Genomic DNA, 20,854 nt, shown 5'->3' on the forward strand with positions numbered 1-20,854 from the left:
ACTTTTCATATACTGTTTTCACTCATAATTCATAACTTATAACTCATAATTTTAAATAAAATCAAATTTCGTATATTTGGTAAGTTTGTGTAAAATCAAAAACAATCGTTAATGAAAAAGCTAAATATCGGAATACTTGCCTTTTCAGGTTTGGTATTTTTTAATTCTTGTGGAACAACCAAAACTGCCAATACTCAAAAACCTGAGACAATGAAAGCTGTTGAAATTGTAGAACCGGAAAAAATGGAAGCAAAAGAGGAGGGAATCAATTTATCTTATATGGATAAAAGCGTTCGTCCGCAAGATGATTTTTTTAGCTACGTAAACGGAAATTGGGTGAAAACGACTCAGATTCCTTCTGATAAAGCAAGTTGGGGATCTTTCAATGCGTTGAGAGAAAATGTGGATGATGCTTCTCTGGATATTTTAAACAAAATTTTATCCGAAAAATATCAAACAGGTTCTGAAGGGCAAAAAATTCAGAATTTGTACGCATCTTTTATGGATACGAGTAAAAGAAATGCAGATGGTTTAGCTCCGATTAAAGGTGATTTAGCAAAAATTGATGCTATTAAAAACATCAATGATCTTCAAAAATATTTGTTAGAAGCAACAAAATTAGGCGATAATTCTTTTTATGGATGGAGAGTGAGCGCAGATATGAAGAATTCTAAGATGAATGCGGTCTATCTTGGCGGTCCGTATCTTGGTTTGGGAAGAGATTATTATCAAAAAGTAAATGAAGCCAACACAAAAACTTTAGCAGAATATCAAACTTACGTTGGGAAATTATTCGGCGTTTTAGGATACAAAAATTCGGATGCTGCTGCAAAAAATGTTGTTGATTTTGAGAAACAACTGGCAAATTATTTATTGACGCTTGAGCAGAACAGAGATGCTAATTTAAGATACAATCCAAAAAATATATCTGAATTACCTGCTTTAGTTAAAAATATCAACCTTGCAAAATACTTAACTGATGCGGGAGTAAATACCGATAAAGTGATTGTTGGCGAATTGAAATATTACCAGAACATGGATTCGTTCCTTACTCAAAAGAACCTTCCGTTGTTGAAAGATTATTTGAAATATCATTTAATTAATGGTAATGCAAGCAATTTGGATGAAAATTTAGAGCAGATCAGATTTGATTTCTATTCTAAATACCTTCAAGGTCAAAAAGAACAGCGACCAATGAATAAAAGAGGTCTTTCTCTTGTAAACAGTGTTCTTGGTGAGGCTTTCGGGAAATTGTATGTTGAAAAATATTTCACTCCTGAAGCAAAACAGCAGATGGAAACTTATATTGATTATATTTTAAAATCATTTAAGACGCACATCAACGATATGGATTGGATGTCTCCTGAAACGAAAGTAAAAGCTCAGGAAAAGCTATCGAAATTCACAGTAAAAATCGCATATCCTGACAAATGGAAAGACTACACTCAGTTGAAAGTAGAATCTCCGAGTGCAGGTGCAAATCTATATTCAAACCTTCAGAATGTTTCCGCTTGGCAATATCAGAGAAGCTTAGACAAAATAGGAAAACCTGTTGACAGAACAGAATGGGGAATGACTCCGCAAACGGTAAATGCATACTACAACGGTTCAAATAACGAGATTGTTTTCCCTGCTGCCATTCTTCAACCGCCTTTCTACAATCCAAAAGCGGATGCTGCAGTTAATTTTGGTGGAATCGGAGCAGTTATCGGTCACGAAATTTCTCACGGATTTGATGACAGCGGTTCGAGATTCGACGGAGACGGTAACTTAAATAATTGGTGGACCGATGCAGACAGAAAGAATTTTGATGCGAAAGTAGGGCAGTTAGCGGCTCAATACAGCGGTTATGAACCTGTGAAAGGAAGTTTTGTAAACGGTAAATTTACAAGCGGTGAAAATATCGGTGATTTGGGTGGTGTAGCGGTTGCTTACGATGCGCTTCAAATGTATTTAAAGGATAACGGAAACCCGGGATTAATCAGTGGTTTCAATCAGGATCAGAGATTTTTCATGAGCTGGGCTACAGTTTGGAGAACTAAATCTACCGATCAGTATATGACGAATCAGGTGAAAACAGACCCGCATTCTCCGGGAGTTTTCAGAGCATTTGGTCCGTTGGTGAATCAGGATTCTTTCATCAAAGCATTCGATATAAAGCCTGGAGACAAAATGTATAAAGCTCCTCAGGACAGAATAAAAATTTGGTAAGACAAGCCAAAAATTGTTAGAAACGAAAAACGCGTCAGATAATGATGCGTTTTTTTATTTATTTTTCCTAGTTTAGTAATACCATAAAATAGAGTTTTCATTAATATTTAACTATTTATATTAAATATTTCAAGAAAATTCTTAACAAAATTTTGTATGTTACAGTTTTTTTTTAAATTTAAACATTGGATTGGTCAGTTATTTGATGCTGATAAATACGGTCCACACCAAAATATAAAATCTCAAAATAATAATAATATGGCAATGTTTAATTATGGCGTTGGCGGAAACGAAGTAAAAGTAGACGCTAATGAAGCTATCCAGGAAATTCAGGAGAATAAGTCGCTGATTGTTAGCCAGCTTACGACAGACGAATCTTATGTTCCTGAAATTGTAACAGGATTAAAGACTGTGGACGACGTCTTCAAACATTTCCAACCTTCTGTGGCGGTACAACACGAAACGGAGGACGGTAATGTAGTAGAAGAGGAGTTCCGTTTTCAGAATCTTGCGGACTTCACCCCGAAAAATCTTACTCAGAAATCAGATTATTTACAACAGCTCAGCATGGAGCAGGAACAATACAACAAAATTGTCCGTCAGTTGAAAACGAATAAAATTCTGCGTAATATGTTGGAAAACGATCAGACAAGAGCTGCGTTTGTCGAAGTATTGAAAGAAGTGGCACAAGAACTTGAAAAATAATCTAAAGACTTTACATTAATCATGGATAGTAAATTACAGGCAGCTGAGAACCAACAACAAGGGCAGCAACAACAAACAGGGCAACCGAAAGGTAATCCGCTTGCCGAGCTCAATAAAATAGGTGGTTTTGGTTTTGTAGAATCCGTTGTAGACGGCATCGCAAACATGAACCCGACGAGAAAAGCCAGAAAGGAAATCTTCCTTACTGACGGAAATAAAGCAGACGAAAGAAAAGAGCTTCTTCAAAAAATCAACCTTTGGATGAATCTTTTGGAAGGAAACGAATCTGCTGATAAAATGGCTGATGTGTGCAAAACAAAAGCACAGTCTGCTGATCAAAATTTAAAATCAAATTTAAAAAATACATTGGACGCGGTTCGTCAGATGGAAACCAACTACAGAAACCGTCGCTCAATTCTACAAAAATACCGAGCTTGATAAAGTAGACAATGTAAGCATTGTGAATGCAAGTCTAGATCAGGTTTCAGACTTGGATAATCCTATTTTTATCGATGCTATTGCAGACGAATTTAAGAACTATTACGACCGTTTAGATCTTAGAGATAACTATTCTATCTTGGCAATTCCGGGATATTTGGGATCTAATAAAGTCATTGAAAAATGGGCGAAGATCTGTAACGAAAACAAAGTAATGATGGTGACAGATTTCGCAAATCTTGATAAACCGGACGACGTTGTAGACTTATTCCACTCTGCAAATCTTACAGGTGGCGAATTGCACAGAAGTAACGTGATTATGACGTGTAACTGGTTGGTTGGTCGTGGAAGAGCTGAAGAAGTAGGTGAAGAAGAAAACGTAGAACTTCCGCCTTCAACTTCATTGGCAGGAAAAATCCATAAAACATTGATGTCGCAGGTTGCTGCAGGTAAAAAACATGGTAACATTAACGAGGTTGATGCCGTAAAATTCGAATTGAAGAAAAGCGAAATTTCTCAGTTGGAAAAAATGGGATTGGTTCCGATGGTAAATGAATACGGAAAAATCATGGCTTTCTCTGCAAAAACATTGTTTACAGGAGACAACATTGGGCTTCAGACGTATTCTGTGGTTCGTGTATTCGATTATGTAACGAAAGTTTTGCTTGATTTCTTAAACAGAAGAGCCTTTGAAAACTGGAATGCAAGAAACGAAGACGATTTAAGAAGACAGATCGTAACTTTCTTAGACGGTATTAAAGGAGCCGATAAACTGATCGAAAAGTTCAAGATTGTTCGTTTCGAGCAGGATAAAGTGAACAAAGACAGAGTTTGGCTGGATATTCGTTTAACACCTTATTTCCCTACAAAAAGTTTCGTTATTAAATTAGACGGACACAAAGGAGATGACGGTAACGAATGGGATGCTGAATATATCCAAGATTAATTTAATCTAAATCGAAAGGTTATTTGAAAATTTTAACCATTAAGAAAATTTAAGTTGTTAAGGTTGATTAAGGCATAAAGCTTATTATTTGACTTTGTTAAATTTCTTAATACTTCTTTATAGCAGATAGAACTTTTTAACTTCTTAATGTTTAAAATAAATTTAAATAAACTCTAAAATATTAAAACCGGTGCAATTTCACATCGGTTTTTTTTCTACCAAATCATTAAAAAATATGAATATGAAAGGCAGGCTGCTCTACTTTTTGCCAATAATTCTCATTATTTTCAGTTGTGAAGAGAAAAAACTTCAGCAAGATCATCCGATTGACCTTTTTTCAGACGAAAGACAGCAAGGAAAAGCGTACATCATGAATGAAAAAGAATGTCTTGATGCAAGCGATATGGTTGTTTCTTCTTCGAATATTAAACTGATTGACCGGTCTTCAGGACGAGGAAAATCGATTTTTATTTACAGAGTGAATGAAGGAAAAGTTTTGAAGACAACAAGAGATTCTATTGTCGTTTTTCCGTTTAATTTTGTATCTAATCAGCAACTCATGTTTAAAAGAAATTCTGAATTTTACATTTACCTTAAAAAACTGGAAGGTTATCGTTTTATTGCAGAGCAAAAGCATCTTAAATATCAATGGTTGAAGGGCGCTCCGGTTTATTCTGTGAAAAAAGAAAATTAAATTATCTTTGCACAATATTATAACGTGCTCAAACCTTCATGGTTTAAATGAGAACATATAATTTTCTCAAAATTAAAGCAAGCAATTTTTGAAAAATACAGAAAATCCGAACTTCAGACAAGTCGGCAACAAACTCCTGAACTGGTATAAAGAAAACGCCAGAGATCTCCCTTTCAGACAGACAAAAGATCCGTATAAAATCTGGATTTGCGAGATTGTTTTTCAGCAGACGAGAATCAATCAGGGATTAGGTCATTATAATAATTTTATTAAAAGATTTCCGGACGTAAAAACCTTGGCTGAAGCTCAGGAAGATGAAGTTTTGCTGTATTGGAAAGGATTGGGATATTATTCGAGAGCGATCAATATTCATAAAGCATCACAGCAGATTATGAATGATTATCATGGAGTTTTCCCTCATGAATACGAAGAGATTTTAAAATTAAAAGGAGTCGGGAAATATACGGCAGCAGCGGTTTCCAGTATTTGTTTTGATGGAAAAATGCCTGCCGTTGACGGTAATTTTTATCGTGTTTTAAGCCGCGTTTTTGCAGACGATTTTGATATTTCAAATTCCAGAGCTTTCAATTATTTTTCTGAACTGGCGCATCTGGTTTTACCCGAAAATGTCGGAGATTTTAATCAGGCGATGATGGATTTGGGTTCTGAAATCTGTAAACCAAAAAATCCTTTTTGCAACGAATGTCCTTTAAACGAAGACTGTCTGGCTTTTTCAATGAATAAAGTTTCTGAATTTCCTGTTAAAACAAAAAAAGTAAAAGCGCAGGATTTAGGGTTGAAATATTATTTCGTACACAGAAACGGTGATTTTTTAATTCAGCAAAGAAAAGATGATTTTATCTGGAAAAAACTATTCGAATTTCCGCCTGAGATTTCTGAGGAATTAATGCCTTTCATTAAAAGTGCAAAAATTGTTAATCATAAGTTGACGCACAAAAATTTAAGCATAGAAATTTTTAATGTTGAGGTTGATTCAGAAATCGTTTGGAAAGATTTTATTGCTAAAAATGATTTCATTGTCATAAATGTTGAAGGTTTCTCACGAAAAATCGTTCCCGAAACCTTTGGAAAATTATATTGAAAACTATCATACGGCGTATCTGATTCTGTAATTGTGAGGTAAAGAATTTTCCATATCGTTTGTCATTCCATAGGAATCTAGGCATTTTTTTTAAATTAAGATTTGAAAATTTTTGCTGAGATTCCTATGGAATGACAAACGTGGTGCTGATTGATTATGATTATTAAAGACTCTTCACTCCATTCAGAATGACAATGACACCGTTCTTTGCTGAGTGAAACGCCTTTGCGAACTTAAAAACAAGTAGTAGTCAAAAAAACTTAGCGACGTTTGCGTTTAAAACAAATATCCACATAAAGTTTAAATAAAATTTAAGTTTATCAAATTCAAACATAAACTCATTGAAATCCTGAAATTTGTCTTCCAATATCTGAAATCTAATTTGTACTTTTGCAAAATGTTTAAAAACGCCATTTTTATTTTTGTAGCCTTACTTTTGGTGTCTTGCGGTAAAGAAGCTTCTCCAAAGCCTTACGGAGAGCTGCGTTTGGAATATCCGACCCCGAAATATCAGAAATTTGAAAACAACTGTAATTATACCTTTGAGTATTCTGATTTTGCAAAAATGACTGATGCCAAAAAACCTTGCTGGTATTATCTGAATTACCCGAAAATGAAAGCGAAAATTTTTGTAACGTATTATCCGATACAGAATGATTTTGCGTCTCACATTCAGGAGGCTGAAAAAATGGTTTACGAACATACGATTAAGGCAAGTGCGATCGATACAAAATCTTTCGAATACCCTGAAAAAAAGGTATACGGAAATTTTTATGAGCTAAAAGGACAAAGTGCTTCCAATCTTCAATTTTACATTACAGACAGCACGAAACACTTTGTGACTGCCTATTTATACTTTAACACAAGACCAAAACCCGATTCTTTGGCTCCCGCAGTGGATTATATCAAGAAAGATATGATGCATTTGCTGGACACATTTGAATGGAAAAAATAATTACTTTTAAAATACTTTGAAAAAAATATGAAACTTTTAGTTGTAGGAAGTGTTGCGTTCGACGCAATCGAAACGCCATTTGGAAAAACGGATAAAATTTTAGGAGGTGCGGCGACTTATATCGGGATCACTTCATCTATTTTGGGTGTTAAATCCGGGATCGTTTCTGTAGTAGGAGGAGATTTTCCGCAAGAACACCTTGATATGTTTACAGATAGAGACATCAATATCGAAGGAATAGAAATCGTAAAAGAAGGAAAAACTTTCTTCTGGTCTGGTAAATACCACAACGATCTTAATACAAGAGACACATTGGCTACTGAAGTGAATGTTTTGGAAAACTTCGATCCGAAAATTCCGGCTTCGATGCAGGATGCGGAGATTTTATTGTTAGGAAATCTTCATCCGGGAGTACAACTTTCAGTTCTTGAAAAAATGAACAACCGTCCGAAATTGGTTATCCTTGATACCATGAATTTCTGGATGGATTCTGCTTTGGATATTTTGATGGATATGATTGCTAAAACAGACGTCATCACAATCAACGACGAAGAAGCAAGACAACTTTCCGGAGAATATTCTTTGGTAAAGGCAGCTAAGAAAATCCATACAATGGGACCTGACTATGTAATTATCAAAAAAGGAGAGCACGGAGCTTTACTTTTCCATGATAACAAAGTATTTGCGATTCCGGCGTTGCCATTGGAAGATGTTTTCGATCCGACGGGAGCTGGAGATACTTTCGCAGGTGGTTTTGCGGCTTATTTGGCTAAAAAAGGGAAATTCGATTTTGAGACCATGAAGTCTGCATTAATCGTAGGTTCGGCAATGGCTTCTTTCACGGTTGAGAAATTCGGGACAGAAAGAATTCAGGAAGTAAATGAATCTGATATGTTCGAAAGATTGAGACAATTTAAAGAATTGACGACTTTCGACGTGGAACTACAATAAATACGTCTTTTTAAGAAATATTTATAATAAAAAATTTAGTGTAATTCATTAAGAATTCTAAATTTGCAACTTGTTTAAAATAGTAAAATGATAAATAAACTTAAGATCACTTTTCTTTTTGGAATTTTCATCATGTTGTTCGCAACGAACACGATGAATGCTCAGCTAAAACAGGGAGATTTAGTGGATGGAATTGCTGCTGTAATCGGTGATGAAATTGTGTTGGAGTCTGACGTGAACGAGCAGATGAATTATGCAAAACAGCAGGGAGCTTCTAACATAGATAAGTGTGAGTTTTTGGAAAACCTTCTGAATAACAAACTTCTTGTATACGAAGCAAAAAAAGATACTTTAATTGAAAACCGTTCTGCACAGATCAAAGAAGGTGCAAATGCAAAATATCAACAGTTACTTTCTCAGTTTCCTGACGAAAAATCGATGTTGACAGCTTATAAGTTCAGAAATGGATACGAAATGAAAAATGCCATCGAGAAAATCGATGCAGATCAATATTACGGACAGGCTAAATATCAGAGAGTTACAGAGAAAGCAGATGTTACACCAAACGAAGTAACTGATTTCTATACCTTATATAAAGCTCAGTTGCCTGAGATTAAAGATGAGGTTTCATTATCTCAGATCATGATGTATCCTAAATTAACGGAAGCTCATAAAGATGATTTGGTTAAGAGGCTTAAAAAAATCAAGAAGGATATTGAAGGTGGAGAAACGTTTGACAGTCAGGCAAGAATTTATTCTGAGGATAAAGGAACGGCTTCAAATGGAGGTTTAATGAAGAATATTTCTAAAGGTCAAATGGTAAAGCCTTTCGAGGCTGCTGCTTTGAACCTTCAGGAAGGAGAAATTTCAGATCCTGTAGAATCAGAATTCGGATATCATATTATTCAACTGGTTAAAAAATCAGGAAAGATCTATGATGCAAGACATATTCTTTTGATGGCAACACCGTCTGATGAGGAAATTAAAACTGCAAAAGTAAAATTAGACAGTATCAGAGGTTTGATCAGTAGCGGAAAGATGACTTTCAAGGACGCAACTTTCAGATATTCTGATGATAAAAAGACAAAATTCAACGCAGGGGTAATTCCTGGTTCGGATGGTTTCTAATAAAATCGAAAGAGAGACTGTTCCCGGAACAATCAGCTACGAATTGGCAGGTTTGAATAAAGGAGACATCACGACAGCTTTTGATGATGTTGATGAGAGAGAAAGAAAAGTTGTAAAAATTATAAAAGTTGAAGACGTAATTCCTGCACACCAAATTACTTTGGAAACAGATTACGACAGAATCAAGCAAATGGCGCTGAACAAAAAGCGAAATGAAATGGTTGAAAAGTTTGTAAATTCGAAACTTCCGATCATATTTATTTCCATCAACGGTCGTTATGACTCGTGTAACTTCAAAGGAAGTTGGAAAAAAGATTCAGTTAAAAAATAATATCAAAACCTTCAGAATTTCTGGAGGTTTTTTTTATGCCCTACATTTCGCGAAAGTTCTTATTTTTGATGTAAACGATTAATGATGGATTTTAATTTTTATAAAAGTAAAGTCGAACAGGCACTTCAAAATGTCCCTAAAAAAGAATTCGAAGATATTGGACTTACATTATCTGTAGAGGAAGTATTGGAATCCATAGCATTGAAAATTTATAAAGCTGAATGGTCAAATGATTTTCAATCTCCATTAAACTCAAAAAGCAGAATATTTTTTTCTGTTTGGGTACATGATAAAACAATTCAAGAAAGAAAATTATACTATAATATTCATGCTTTAAAACTTCGTGAACTGAAAGGTTATAAAATTTCAAGCAGAAATTTCGCCGAAAAATTCAGAACTCAATTTGTCGAACATCAAAAAGACTGGAAAAATGTAAGCGTCAACTTCGGTCCGCTAACTTTAATGGAAGGCTGGATTGATTTAAACTTAGATACAATTCAAAACGATATATCTGATTTAGCTCATAAATTTTTAAAAATAAGTTCTCTTATTGATGATACTTTAAGTGATTTTAAATCTTAATAAACCTTTATTTTAAACGATTTTTACCCATTTTTTATTCAATGAAAACAACAGTTTTTAGTATTTTTACAGCATGAGCAATTTTATAGATTTTAATTCGGCTAAAAAACTTCACGAAATGCAGCAAGGTCAAAATAGAATTACGCAACTATTTAATATACAATATCCTATCATTCAGGCGGGAATGATTTGGCATTCCGGATGGAAGTTGGCTTCGGCGGTTTCCAACTGCGGCGGATTGGGATTAATCGGTTCTGCGAGCATGTATCCCGATATTTTACGCGAAAACATTCAGAAATGTAAAAAGGCTACCGATAAACCTTTTGGTGTAAATGTCGCCTTGCTTTACCCTAATTTAGAAGAAATTATCAATATTATTTTGGAAGAAGGCGTGAAAATTGTTTTTACATCTGCCGGAAGTCCGAAAGCCTACACAGAAACGCTTCAAAAGGAAGGAATAAAAGTGGCTCACGTTGTTTCGTCAACAAAATTTGCAATGAAGTGTGAAGATGCAGGAGTTGATGCCATTGTTGCAGAAGGTTTTGAAGCGGGAGGTCACAACGGAAGAGATGAAACGACAACGTTCTGCCTGATTCCGAATGTGAGAAAACATATCTCAAAACCATTAATCGCAGCGGGTGGAATTGCTTTAGGTTCTCAAATAAAAGCAGCCATGATTCTCGGAGCAGACGGAGTTCAGATCGGTTTCTCGTTTTGCTGCGACTACAGAAGCAAGTGCGCACAATAATTGGAAAAATAAAATTACAGAGCTTCAGGAAGGTGATACTCATTTGACATTGAAGGAATTAGCGCCTGTAAGAATGGTTAAAAATAAATTCTTTAACGAGCTTGAAGAAATCTACAATACCGGAAGAAATAAAGAGTCTCTGATTGCATCTTTAGGTCGCGCAAGAGCAAAAAAAGGAATGTTTGAAGGGGATATGGAAGATGGCGAACTGGAAATCGGACAGGTTTCAGCGTTAATTGATGATGTTTTGCCAGTGGAAACAGTTTTCCAGAATTTGTTAAAAGAATTTGAAGCCGCAAATAATCCAAATTTATAAGTAAGTTTAAGTTGATGGAAGGTAGGATTATCGATGTACAGAGTAAAAAACTTTATATAGAATCCAACAATTCGTTTGAAAATAAGCCGACAATCGTCTTTTTACATGATTCTCTCGGCTGTACTCAACTTTGGAGGGATTTTCCTGCAAAATTGGCTGAAGCGACTGGATGCAACGTTTTAGTGTACGATCGTTTAGGTTATGGAAAGTCTTTTCCAATGCTTACCCACGAAAGAGAAAATAATTATATGGAATCTGAAGCTGATCTTCTCAATGATTTGCTGAATGAATTGAATATAAAAGACGCCATTCTCTTCGGTCACAGCGACGGAGGAACAATTGCGCTAATTACAGCCTCAAAATACCCTGGAAAAGTAAAAGCAACCATTTGTGAAGCCGGACATATTTTCGTGGAAGACGTAACGGTAAAGGGTGTTAAAGATGCATTTGAAGCTTACAAGACAACCGATCTTCCCGAACGTTTGCAAAAATATCACGGTGATAAAGTCGAAATGATGGTAAAAGCATGGACGGAAATCTGGCTCAGCGACCGTTTCAGAAGCTGGAATATCGAATATGTATTAAAGAATATCACAAGTCCGTTATTGTTTATTCAGGGAGAATCCGATGATTACGGAACGTTGGATCAGCTTGAAAAAACAATTTCGCAGGTAGGCGGAATTGTAGAAAAATTCATCATTCCAAATGTTGGACATACACCACACAAAGAAGTTTCCGGTGGTTGTTTTAGAAAAATCTATTGAATTTATAAAGAGCCAACTGTAATTTATCAATATTTAAAATTCCCTTTTTTTGGAGGAGTGATGAAGGAACTTGGTCAAATAAATGACAAAACTCAAAAATATCAATAGGAGCGGACTTTAGTTCGCTTTCATTTTTACACAAAGATCGGCATTAGCCAAAACATAAATCAATCTACAAACGATCAATTTCAAACCGAATATTTTCTCTCGCCCGTACTTCATATTTTTCCCGAAAATCCTCCGTTTTAAAAATATTTTCAAGAGCTAAAAAATGTTTCAGTACATTCTTTCTTCCAGGTTTATAAAGCAAATCCGGATAAATAGAATACTCTTTTCTGATCTTTTTAGTATAATCAATATAAGTTTCTAAATCTTTTCCAAGAATAGAAAGATCAGCATCCAAAAGATAATTGGTGTCACGATCTATAGATTGTTGATGCGCTTTTGTGGCGATAATTTGCTCAGAAATTTTTTCAATACAATCCGAATTCAAATTTAATTTTTGCAGTTTTAATTTAGCAAACTCGGCGCTTTTTTCTTCATTAATCCTTGAAGACGCATCATAAATCACATCATGATAAAAAACGGAAAAAGAAATATGAGTGAAATTTGAGATTTTATCTTTTACCGAATCGATCTCAGAAAACATATTTTCAAGATGTTCCAAATCATGATAATGTCTTTTTTTTTAGAATACTTTTTCTCAATTTCAGACCATAAATTGTCAATAAGATTTTGATCCTGAGAATGTTGGAAACAAATGTGTTGAAATCTTTCTTTTAAATCCATCATGTACGTATTTAAATAAAAAAAGGAACTTAAAAAGTTCCTTGATTTGCTTCCAGATTTGCCTTCAATTCAGCCCAGCCTCCGCCGTTGTAGCCGTCTTGTAAACCCTGTGAATTAAGATATTCTAATGCCTTTCCGCTTCTGTTTCCACTTCTGCAGAATATGATCACTGGTTTTTCGATAGACAGAATTTCATCTTGTCTTTCCTCTACTTCACCAAGAGGGATATTTTTAGCACCTTCGATATTTCCGTCCATTTCAAGCTCCATTGGCTCACGAACGTCAATGAGTTCATAATTTCCTGATTTTATAACTTCTGATAAAGACATAACTATTTTGGTTTTTAATATTAAAAAGTTAAACGAAAATACGCAAAATTTTAATGATAATTTATGCTTTCAATAAGGTTTTTTTGGCGATTAAAACAAAGTATAACCTAAGATCAGAGACATGGTTTGATATTTTGAAGTCCAGTTATTATAATTCTGTAAAATATTTCTGTTTGTCGAGGCACGGAATTCAGCCGAAAATTTATCATTATATTTATATCCGATACCGAATACCAAATTGTTTCCGGAGTTGATATTTAACGTCTGATAATCATACTGTATCTTAGAATTTATTTGAAAATCAAAAACATACGCGGCATTAATGAATACCTTTGATTTGTCATTTAAGAAAAAGTAATGTCTGATTCCAAACGGAACTTCAATCGATTTATAATCTGTACTTCTTGTAGATTTTGCTTCAAAAAACTGTCCGGGATAGACGATAGATTCTGTTTCAGATTTGTAATATTGATAAGTTGGTTCCGCAAAAATAGCCCACTTATTTTTATTGAATGGTAAAATGAATTCCGCTTCCAGTCCGATTCTGAAAGAAACTTCTCTGTCAAACTTCGTGACTTCGTCTGCATAATAATACGATGAACTGATCGTTTTAAGGTTGGAAAAATTAATTCCCGGTCTTATATTTAGGTTAAAAAGATCTTTTTTCTCCGTTACCTGATTATAATTTACGGTATTAGTTCCATTAGAACACGCATTATAGCTCATAAAGACCTTTGTCAAATCATTTGGCTGATATTTTAATTTTTGAATTTGTTTGCCATCAATTCCACAGTTCAGGTTCTCTGTAAGCTGGTTTTTATAATCTTCATTGTAAGTAATCTGTGAATTTGTAAGGTAATACGATTTGTAAACAAGCTGTTTTACATTAGAATCATCCACACTAAAGAACAGTTTCTGGATGTCATTATTTTCATAAAAGAAAAGATCAGCTTTTCCTTCTACCAAGTATTTCAGAAAAACGGTTGCTTCTTTAAATTCAGGCTTTCTTTCTTGTGATATTTTATCCAGAATTTCAGAAGAATAATCGATTAATACTGTTTTTCTAATGTATTTTGATTCCTGATCGACTCCAAATTCCTGAATGTTTTTAATATTTTCTTTTTTGATATCTGAAGAGCTTTCGGTTTTATATTCAAATTCTGTAGGATTATTTTTCCAGTCAAGATTTTTAATTAAAACATCACTTCTTTGTCCGGAATTGTCGATGAAATAACCTTTTTCAAACTTGATTTGAGCATTAAAAAGACAAACGGAAACGAGTCCTGCAAACAGGCTGATTTTTTTCATGGGATAATTTAAAGTTTTATAAGAATTCAGACCTTTTTAAATGATGGTCTTAAAGGGCAGCAAAATTATAAAATAATCTTAATTTTGCAAGGGTAAATCATGAATTCAAGTGCCGAAAAATATTCTCAGTTAATAAAATCCAAAGCAAAAAGTTTCGGATTCCAAAACTGTGGCATTTCGAAAGCAGATTTTTTGGAAGAAGAGGCAAAACCTTTGGAAGCTTGGCTGAAGAATAATTTCCATGGCGAAATGAAATACATGGAAAATTATTTTGATAAAAGACTCGATCCGAGATTATTGGTTGAAGGCTCAAAATCAGTGATTTCCCTTTCTTATAATTATTTTCCGGAAGAAAAAATTTCAACGTTAGAGAATTTTAAGATTTCAAAATATGCCTATGCCGAAGATTATCATGAAGTAATAAAAGATATTCTCCGTGACATGGTTGCCGAATTACAGGAAGAAATCGGTGAATTTGGATTTCGTGTTTTTGTAGATTCTGCACCGGTTTTAGAAAGAAGCTGGGCAAGAAAATCAGGAATTGGATGGGTCGGAAAAAATGCCAATTTAATTACAAAGCAAAACGGGTCGTTCTATTTTTTAGCAGAAATTATCTGTGATTTAGAACTCATTCCGGATCATGAAACGACGGATCATTGCGGAACTTGCAGAAAATGTATCGACGCTTGTCCGACTGAGGCGATTGTTTCAGAAAAATTAATCGACGGAAGCAAATGTATTTCCTACGCAACCATTGAATTAAAAGACGAAATTCCCGATTATTTTAAAGATAAAATGGATGATTGGATGTTCGGTTGCGACGTTTGTCAGGATGTTTGTCCGTGGAACAGATTTTCTGCACCCAATCTTCAAAGTAAATTCAGACCCAATGAAGCATTGAAAAACTTCAAAAAAGGAGAGTGGAAAGAGCTTACGCAAGAATTATTCTCAGAAATTTTCAGAAAATCTCCTGTAAAACGAACCAAATTCGCAGGATTACAGCGAAATATCAAGTTTTTAGAAGATTAATAATCCGATAATTTCAACCATTCCTCAAACGGAATTAAAATATTTTGATAATGGTCTTTGATGTTTTCTAAATGATTGACAAAGAGATTTCCTTTTTTATCTGCATAAAAATTAAAACCTTCCGCATTATCATTGTCGGTCGAAAAATCTGCATCTTTCTGAAAACGATACATTTTGATAAAATAATATGGATTATCCGAATCTGGTCTTCTGATAATTTCAAAAGTAAGCGGTAAACCTTCAGAGAGATTTATTTTGTTGATTTTTGCAGTGTTTTTTTCTAATTTTTTCAGAATATTTTTCTCAAAATCGGTGTAAGAAAATTGATAAGGAACAAATTTTCCATTTTCTTCTTGGGTATCTTTTCTGTGAATTCTTTTATGATTGAGTTTGATTTCTTTGCCGTTTCGATCGAGATATCCGTAGTTTTTAATATTTACTAAAGGTGGATGTTCAGGATCTTTTTCTCTGTCGAAGTAACAACCTTGACAATAATATGTGAAACCAAAATTGAAAGCAGATAAGTAATCATATTTTGCAGGAATTAAAATTTTCCCGGACAGATCTGCAATCCCTACTTTTCCTTCTTTATCAGTAAATCGTATCGAATATTCGTTAGGATAATCAGGTCCATTATCATAAAAATAAGGAGTAAAAAGAAATTTACCTTCCCGGTTTACATAATGAGGTGGCTCATTTCTTTCACTGATATAAATGATTCCATCGGTAATTTCTTCATTATTAGTATAAGAATAATAAGATGAAAAAGGTTTTATAAGGATGTTTCCATTTTCATCGACAATACTGATAATGGTATCTTTTTCGACTTTAAAAAAGAGTTTTTTGGCTTGACCGGACAAAAAAGTGGAGACAAAAACGAAAAATAGAATGAATTTTTTCAAAATAGAGTTGAAATTTTTGGTGATAAATCCTCGTTTGGAATTTTAGGTGTTCCAAAGTAAAGCGGATAAACGACCATTCTTTAAATTTTTAATTTTAAAGAGGTGAAGATTTATTGAAGTAAAATCGTTAAAAAGCCCTTTCTAAAAGAAAAATTGACTTTAAGGAGAGAAAACTCACCAAAAAATCAACGTTTTTTTTGTACTCTTTTGGGAGCTATTTTTACTCTTACTTTAAATCTTTTGTTGGATTTAGCGTTTTTGTGCATATTTATGATTATTTCGTACTTAAATTTAGCGAAAATTCCGATTAAAACAAATACTTTTACGAAAAATTGTAAATTAAATTTTCTTAACCCTAATTAAAAACATATCTGTGAAAAAAATGCTGTTTCTCATTCTCAAAACTATAGGAATCATTGTAGGAATCGTTGTTTTATACGTGGCGATGGGTTATTTACTACCTTTTATCGAAGTTTCTGCTAAAGATGACGGACAAAAGAAGGAAATTCCAATTTATATTTACACCAACGGCGTTCATACCGATATTGTAATGCCTGTGAAAAATGATCTTCAGGATTGGGGAACCAAAATTCCTTTTAATAATACAAAATCTAAAAAGACAGATTACAATTATGTAGGAGTCGGTTGGGGCGATAAAGGTTTTTATCTGGACACGCCAACTTGGGCAGATCTGAAATTCTCAACGGCCTTTAAAGCTGCTTTCTGGCTGAGCGAATCTGCGATGCATTGTTCTTATTACAGAGAAATGAAAGAAGGAGACGACTGTAAAATGATTATGATCAGCAAAAATCAATACAAAAAATTGGTTGAATTTGTAGATCAAAAATTTGATAAAAGTGAAAACGGAAATTATATTTTTATTCCTACCAATGCGGTTTACAGCGATAATGACGCTTTTTACGATGCAAAAGGAAAATACAGCTTCCTCGATACCTGCAACACTTGGGCGAACGATGCTTTAAAATCTGCCGGACAAAAAGCGGCACTTTGGACACCTTCTGATTACGGGATTTTCCTGCATTATAAATAGTTTAAGTGAAAAGTTTAAGTTTAATTTTTACCGTTTTTCTTTTCATTTCGTGTACAACAGAATCGAAAAAGAAAAGTAATGTGAGAGAACAAACTTCTGAAACAATTGCTGAAAAGAAACCTGAAACTGATATAAATAAAACAAAACGTAAAGCCGGAGAAGCCCTGCAATTCTGCAAATCCAAAAACTTTAATACAGATTTTTGTATTCTTATTGATATGAGTCTGCATTCCGGAGTGAAAAGGTTTTTTATTTGGGATTTTAAAGCAAATTCTATTTCAAAACAATATTTGGTCGGTCACGGTTGTGGTTCAAATTCTTGGAGCGAGGACGATTCTAAAGATCAGCCAAAATTCAGCAATGAAGACGGAAGCCATCTTTCGGCTTTGGGGAAATATAAGCTGGAAGGTCGTGGTTACAGCGATTGGGGAATTCATGTGAAATATTTAATGCACGGTTTGGAAGAAAGCAACAACAATGCTTTGAAGAGATTTATCGTTTTTCATTCATGGAATCTGATGAGCGACGATGAAGTTTTTCCAGAAGGTTCGCCGGAAGGTTGGGGTTGTCCTACGATTTCAAATAATGCCATGAAAGAAATTGATCCGATGCTTCAGCAATCGAACAAACCTGTTTTAATGTGGATTTATAACTAAGAATTTGTTTAAACTTTTATTTTTACCACAAAAGAGACAAGAGATTAATAATCATTTATTTAAGTTCATCATTAAACTGTAAATAAGAACACAATAGCTTTTAAAAATCTTTGATTTTTTGTTCTTTTATTACCTTTTGTTTTCTCAATAAATAAAATGATAGCACATCAATAGTATCTTTTGCGGTTAAGTTTTTTGTTTAAACAGCTTTAATTGTAAATTTTACACCATAAATAGATTTTAGATTAAAAATTTTTAGTCTGATTTTTGCATGTAACAAATCCTTCTAATCAATTTAAGCATAATGAAACATCAACTATTCCGCGAACAGCAGTTAAATTGCGATCTAAAAACCGCATGGAAATTCTTTTCCTCTGCAAATAACCTCTCAGAAATTACCCCAAAAGACATGAAATTCATTGTGTTGACGCATTTTGAAAACGATGCGATTTTTGAAGGAATGATCATTGATTATTTCGTTTCGCCGTTATTGGGAATTAAAATGAAATGGAAAACCGAGATTATTCAGGTTGATTTTCAGAAGAGTTTTACCGATTTTCAGAAAAAAGGACCTTACAAATTGTGGCATCACCATCATGAATTTATAGAAAATGAAAACGGTGTTTTGATGAAAGATACAATTGATTATGAATTGCCTTTTGGTTTTTTAGGTGAAATTGCTCATAACCTTTTCATTAAAAGTAAATTAGAACATATTTTTAACTACAGATATAAAATATTGGAAGAACGTTTCAATAAATAATTTTCGCTGATATGCCTAAAATTAAGAATAAAATAAATATTTTCTGGTTTCGCAGAGATTTACGATTGGAAGATAATTCAGGATTAGAATATGCTTTAAAAGGAGGTTTGGAAGTCCTGCCGATTTTTATTTTTGATACAGATATTTTAAATAAACTGGAAAATAAATCCGACAAAAGGGTCGATTATATTCATCAGGCTTTAAACGGAATTCATGAAGAATTGGTAGATAACAAAAGCGGATTGACTATTTTTCAGGGAAATCCTTTGGATGTTTTTGAAAAAATAATTAAGGATTTTGATGTTCAAACTGTTTTTTGCAATGAAGATTACGAGCCTCAAGCGATAAAACGTGATAAGGAAGTTGAAAATTTCCTCAAAAAGAATCAAATTGATTTTAAAAGCTATAAAGATCAGGTGATTTTTGAAAAAGATGAAGTTGTTAAAAAAGATGGAACGCCTTACACGGTTTTCACACCTTATTCGAAAAAATGGAAAGAGGTTTTAAATTCAAATAAAATTGAAAATTTCATAACTAATTTTTCTCATTTTTTACAATATTCCGCACCGAAATTTCCAAGTTTGAAAGATATTGGTTTCGAGAAAACTGAAATTGAATATACAAAACCAACTTTAGAAAAATCAATTATCGAAGACTACGATCAATACAGGGATTTTCCGGCTTTGAATCATACAACACATTTGGGAATTGCGTTGCGTTTTGGGACGATTTCTATCCGAAAATGTGTTCAGTTTGCTTTACAACACAACGAAACCTGGTTGAATGAATTGATTTGGCGTGAATTTTTTATGCAGATTTTATATCATTTTCCGAAAGTCGTTCATTATTCTTTTAAAGAAAAATATGAAAATATACAATGGCGGAATGATGAAAAAGAGTTCAAAATTTGGTGTGAAGGAAAAACCGGCTATCCTATTGTGGATGCAGGAATGCGGGAATTAAACGAAACCGGATTTATGCACAACAGAGTGAGAATGGTGGTTGCAAGCTTTCTTACCAAGCATCTGTTGATCGATTGGCGATGGGGTGAAGCTTATTTTGCAGAAAAATTATTAGATTACGAACTTTCTTCCAACAACGGAAACTGGCAATGGGCGGCAGGTTGCGGTTGTGATGCAGCGCCTTATTTCAGGGTTTTTAATCCTTCTGAGCAGACGAAAAAATTTGATAAAGATCAAAAATATATCAAAAAATGGCTTACTCAAAAAGAGATTACTATTGAACCGATTGTCGATCATGTTTTTGCAAGAAATAGAGCTTTGGAAGTGTATGGTAAAGCTGTAAGTAACAAATAACACTTTAAAATAAGATACAATTACGATTAAAAACCACTCTTTTTGAGTGGTTTTTGTGTTTCAATGATTTTGTGTAAATTTTAATTACTATTTTTTGATGTCTTGTCCAAAAATAAAAGATCGATTGTCATTATAAAAAAGAGCAACTAATAATCAAAATTATGGCAAAGCAATTCTTGAATTCATCTATTATCAGGAAAGTGGCAATGGGACTTTCGGGGTTTTTCCTTATCAGTTTTCTGACGTTGCACGTTTCACTGAATTTCACGTCGGTGATTAGTGAGGATCTCTTTAATCAGATTTCTCATTTTATGGGGTATAATCCTTTTGTTCAGTATATTGGGCAGCCGATTTTGATTGTGGGACTTGTTTTTCATTTTGTGATGGGATTTATTCTTGAAATTCAAAATAGGAGAGCGAGACCGATTAGTTATGCTTATAATGCGAGTTCGGCAAACAGCTCGTGGAGCTCAAGAAATATGATTATTTCCGGAGCGGTGATTCTCGCTTATTTTTGCCTGCATTGGTATGACTTCTGGTTTCAGGAGCTTAATTATAAATTTATAGAGATGAATGTTCCCAATGAAACGAGATATTACGAGGAACTGGTGCACAAATTTCAGAATCCTGTTCGCGTATTTTTGTATTGTTGTGCGTTTGTATTGCTTGGTTTTCACCTGTGGCACGGCTTTTATTCATCAATGCAGTCGGTGGGATTTAACAATAAATATGCAAGAGCCTTTACAAAATTCGGGAAATATTTTGCGATCGTTGTTCCCGCTTGCTTTATTTTTATTGCCTTGTTTCATCATTTTATTAGATGAAATAAATATGATTAAA

The 20,854-nt window shown here is 33.9% G+C and carries 17 protein-coding genes and 4 pseudogenes; 17 read left to right on the forward strand and 4 right to left on the reverse strand.

Annotation, left to right across the window (positions count from 1 at the left end; all coding sequences use genetic code 11):
• Window positions 1–111 precede the first annotated feature (111 nt).
• The 11 genes and pseudogenes from J3D55_RS08045 (at window position 112) to J3D55_RS08095 (ending at window position 11,871) form a co-directional block, all read left to right on the forward strand.
• Window positions 112–2,211 carry a M13 family metallopeptidase gene (locus J3D55_RS08045; RefSeq protein ID WP_259130217.1) on the forward strand — a complete coding sequence of 700 codons (2,100 nt, stop codon included), beginning with the start codon at window positions 112–114 and terminating at the stop codon, window positions 2,209–2,211.
• 156 nt (window positions 2,212–2,367) lie between these two features.
• Window positions 2,368–2,916 (forward strand): type VI secretion system contractile sheath small subunit, encoded by a 549-nt coding sequence (locus J3D55_RS08050; RefSeq protein WP_259130219.1) that lies wholly within the window; start codon window positions 2,368–2,370, stop codon window positions 2,914–2,916.
• 21 nt (window positions 2,917–2,937) lie between these two features.
• A pseudogene (locus J3D55_RS08055) lies at window positions 2,938–4,300 on the forward strand (DUF5458 family protein).
• Between the two features lie 241 nt (window positions 4,301–4,541).
• Window positions 4,542–4,994 carry a hypothetical protein gene (locus tag J3D55_RS08060; protein WP_259130221.1) on the forward strand — a complete coding sequence of 151 codons (453 nt, stop codon included), beginning with the start codon at window positions 4,542–4,544 and terminating at the stop codon, window positions 4,992–4,994.
• A gap of 88 nt (window positions 4,995–5,082) precedes the next feature.
• A pseudogene (gene mutY, locus J3D55_RS08065) lies at window positions 5,083–6,127 on the forward strand (A/G-specific adenine glycosylase).
• Window positions 6,128–6,493: 366 nt separating this feature from the next.
• Window positions 6,494–7,051 (forward strand): gliding motility lipoprotein GldD, encoded by a 558-nt coding sequence (gene gldD, locus J3D55_RS08070; protein ID WP_259130222.1) that lies wholly within the window; start codon window positions 6,494–6,496, stop codon window positions 7,049–7,051.
• Between the two features lie 27 nt (window positions 7,052–7,078).
• Complete coding sequence (locus J3D55_RS08075; RefSeq protein WP_259130224.1) at window positions 7,079–8,002, forward strand: PfkB family carbohydrate kinase; 924 nt, start codon at window positions 7,079–7,081, stop codon at window positions 8,000–8,002.
• An 87-nt stretch (window positions 8,003–8,089) separates the two neighbouring features.
• Window positions 8,090–9,461 (forward strand): annotated as a pseudogene (locus J3D55_RS08080) (peptidylprolyl isomerase).
• 84 nt (window positions 9,462–9,545) lie between these two features.
• Window positions 9,546–10,043 (forward strand): hypothetical protein, encoded by a 498-nt coding sequence (locus J3D55_RS08085; protein ID WP_259130225.1) that lies wholly within the window; start codon window positions 9,546–9,548, stop codon window positions 10,041–10,043.
• Window positions 10,044–10,161: 118 nt separating this feature from the next.
• A pseudogene (locus tag J3D55_RS08090) lies at window positions 10,162–11,107 on the forward strand (NAD(P)H-dependent flavin oxidoreductase).
• 14 nt (window positions 11,108–11,121) lie between these two features.
• Window positions 11,122–11,871 carry an alpha/beta fold hydrolase gene (locus J3D55_RS08095; protein ID WP_259130227.1) on the forward strand — a complete coding sequence of 250 codons (750 nt, stop codon included), beginning with the start codon at window positions 11,122–11,124 and terminating at the stop codon, window positions 11,869–11,871.
• A gap of 172 nt (window positions 11,872–12,043) precedes the next feature.
• Here the strand turns inward: J3D55_RS08095 and J3D55_RS08100 are convergent, their stop codons facing one another.
• The 3 genes from J3D55_RS08100 to J3D55_RS08110 all read right to left on the reverse strand — a co-directional run bounded on the left by J3D55_RS08100 (window position 12,044) and on the right by J3D55_RS08110 (window position 14,297).
• Complete coding sequence (locus J3D55_RS08100; protein WP_259130230.1) at window positions 12,044–12,538, reverse strand: HD domain-containing protein; 495 nt, start codon at window positions 12,536–12,538, stop codon at window positions 12,044–12,046.
• Window positions 12,539–12,689: 151 nt separating this feature from the next.
• Window positions 12,690–12,989 (reverse strand): rhodanese-like domain-containing protein, encoded by a 300-nt coding sequence (locus J3D55_RS08105; RefSeq protein WP_259130232.1) that lies wholly within the window; start codon window positions 12,987–12,989, stop codon window positions 12,690–12,692.
• 90 nt (window positions 12,990–13,079) lie between these two features.
• Entirely contained in the window at window positions 13,080–14,297 is a 1,218-nt protein-coding gene (locus J3D55_RS08110) for a porin family protein (RefSeq protein ID WP_259130234.1), read from the reverse strand.
• Window positions 14,298–14,396: 99 nt separating this feature from the next.
• On the opposite strand from J3D55_RS08110, the gene queG reads away from it, so the two are divergent.
• On the forward strand, window positions 14,397–15,326 hold the full coding sequence (gene queG, locus J3D55_RS08115; protein WP_259130236.1) for a tRNA epoxyqueuosine(34) reductase QueG: 930 nt from the start codon (window positions 14,397–14,399) through the stop codon (window positions 15,324–15,326).
• Here queG and J3D55_RS08120 read toward each other — a convergent pair.
• Window positions 15,323–16,228: a WG repeat-containing protein gene (locus J3D55_RS08120; RefSeq protein WP_259130238.1), complete on the reverse strand. Its 906-nt coding sequence runs from the start codon at window positions 16,226–16,228 to the stop codon at window positions 15,323–15,325. The two genes, queG and J3D55_RS08120, sit on opposite strands and share 4 nt — an antisense overlap.
• 373 nt (window positions 16,229–16,601) lie before the next feature.
• On the opposite strand from J3D55_RS08120, the gene J3D55_RS08125 reads away from it, so the two are divergent.
• From J3D55_RS08125 to J3D55_RS08145, 5 genes are all read left to right on the forward strand, one after another.
• The gene (locus tag J3D55_RS08125) at window positions 16,602–17,279 is read left to right on the forward strand and encodes a TIGR02117 family protein (RefSeq protein ID WP_259130239.1); all 678 of its coding nucleotides are present in this window, start codon (window positions 16,602–16,604) and stop codon (window positions 17,277–17,279) included.
• Window positions 17,280–17,284: 5 nt separating this feature from the next.
• Window positions 17,285–17,935 (forward strand): murein L,D-transpeptidase catalytic domain-containing protein, encoded by a 651-nt coding sequence (locus J3D55_RS08130; RefSeq protein ID WP_259130240.1) that lies wholly within the window; start codon window positions 17,285–17,287, stop codon window positions 17,933–17,935.
• Between the two features lie 304 nt (window positions 17,936–18,239).
• On the forward strand, window positions 18,240–18,698 hold the full coding sequence (locus J3D55_RS08135; protein ID WP_259130242.1) for an SRPBCC family protein: 459 nt from the start codon (window positions 18,240–18,242) through the stop codon (window positions 18,696–18,698).
• A 20-nt stretch (window positions 18,699–18,718) separates the two neighbouring features.
• Window positions 18,719–20,014, forward strand: coding sequence for a cryptochrome/photolyase family protein (locus J3D55_RS08140; RefSeq protein ID WP_259135052.1), 1,296 nt, complete (start codon window positions 18,719–18,721; stop codon window positions 20,012–20,014).
• Between the two features lie 161 nt (window positions 20,015–20,175).
• Window positions 20,176–20,838 (forward strand): succinate dehydrogenase cytochrome b subunit, encoded by a 663-nt coding sequence (locus J3D55_RS08145; protein WP_259130244.1) that lies wholly within the window; start codon window positions 20,176–20,178, stop codon window positions 20,836–20,838.
• Window positions 20,839–20,854 lie beyond the last annotated feature (16 nt).

This window comes from Chryseobacterium ginsenosidimutans (assembly GCF_024807225.1).
GTDB lineage: Bacteria > Bacteroidota > Bacteroidia > Flavobacteriales > Weeksellaceae > Chryseobacterium > Chryseobacterium ginsenosidimutans.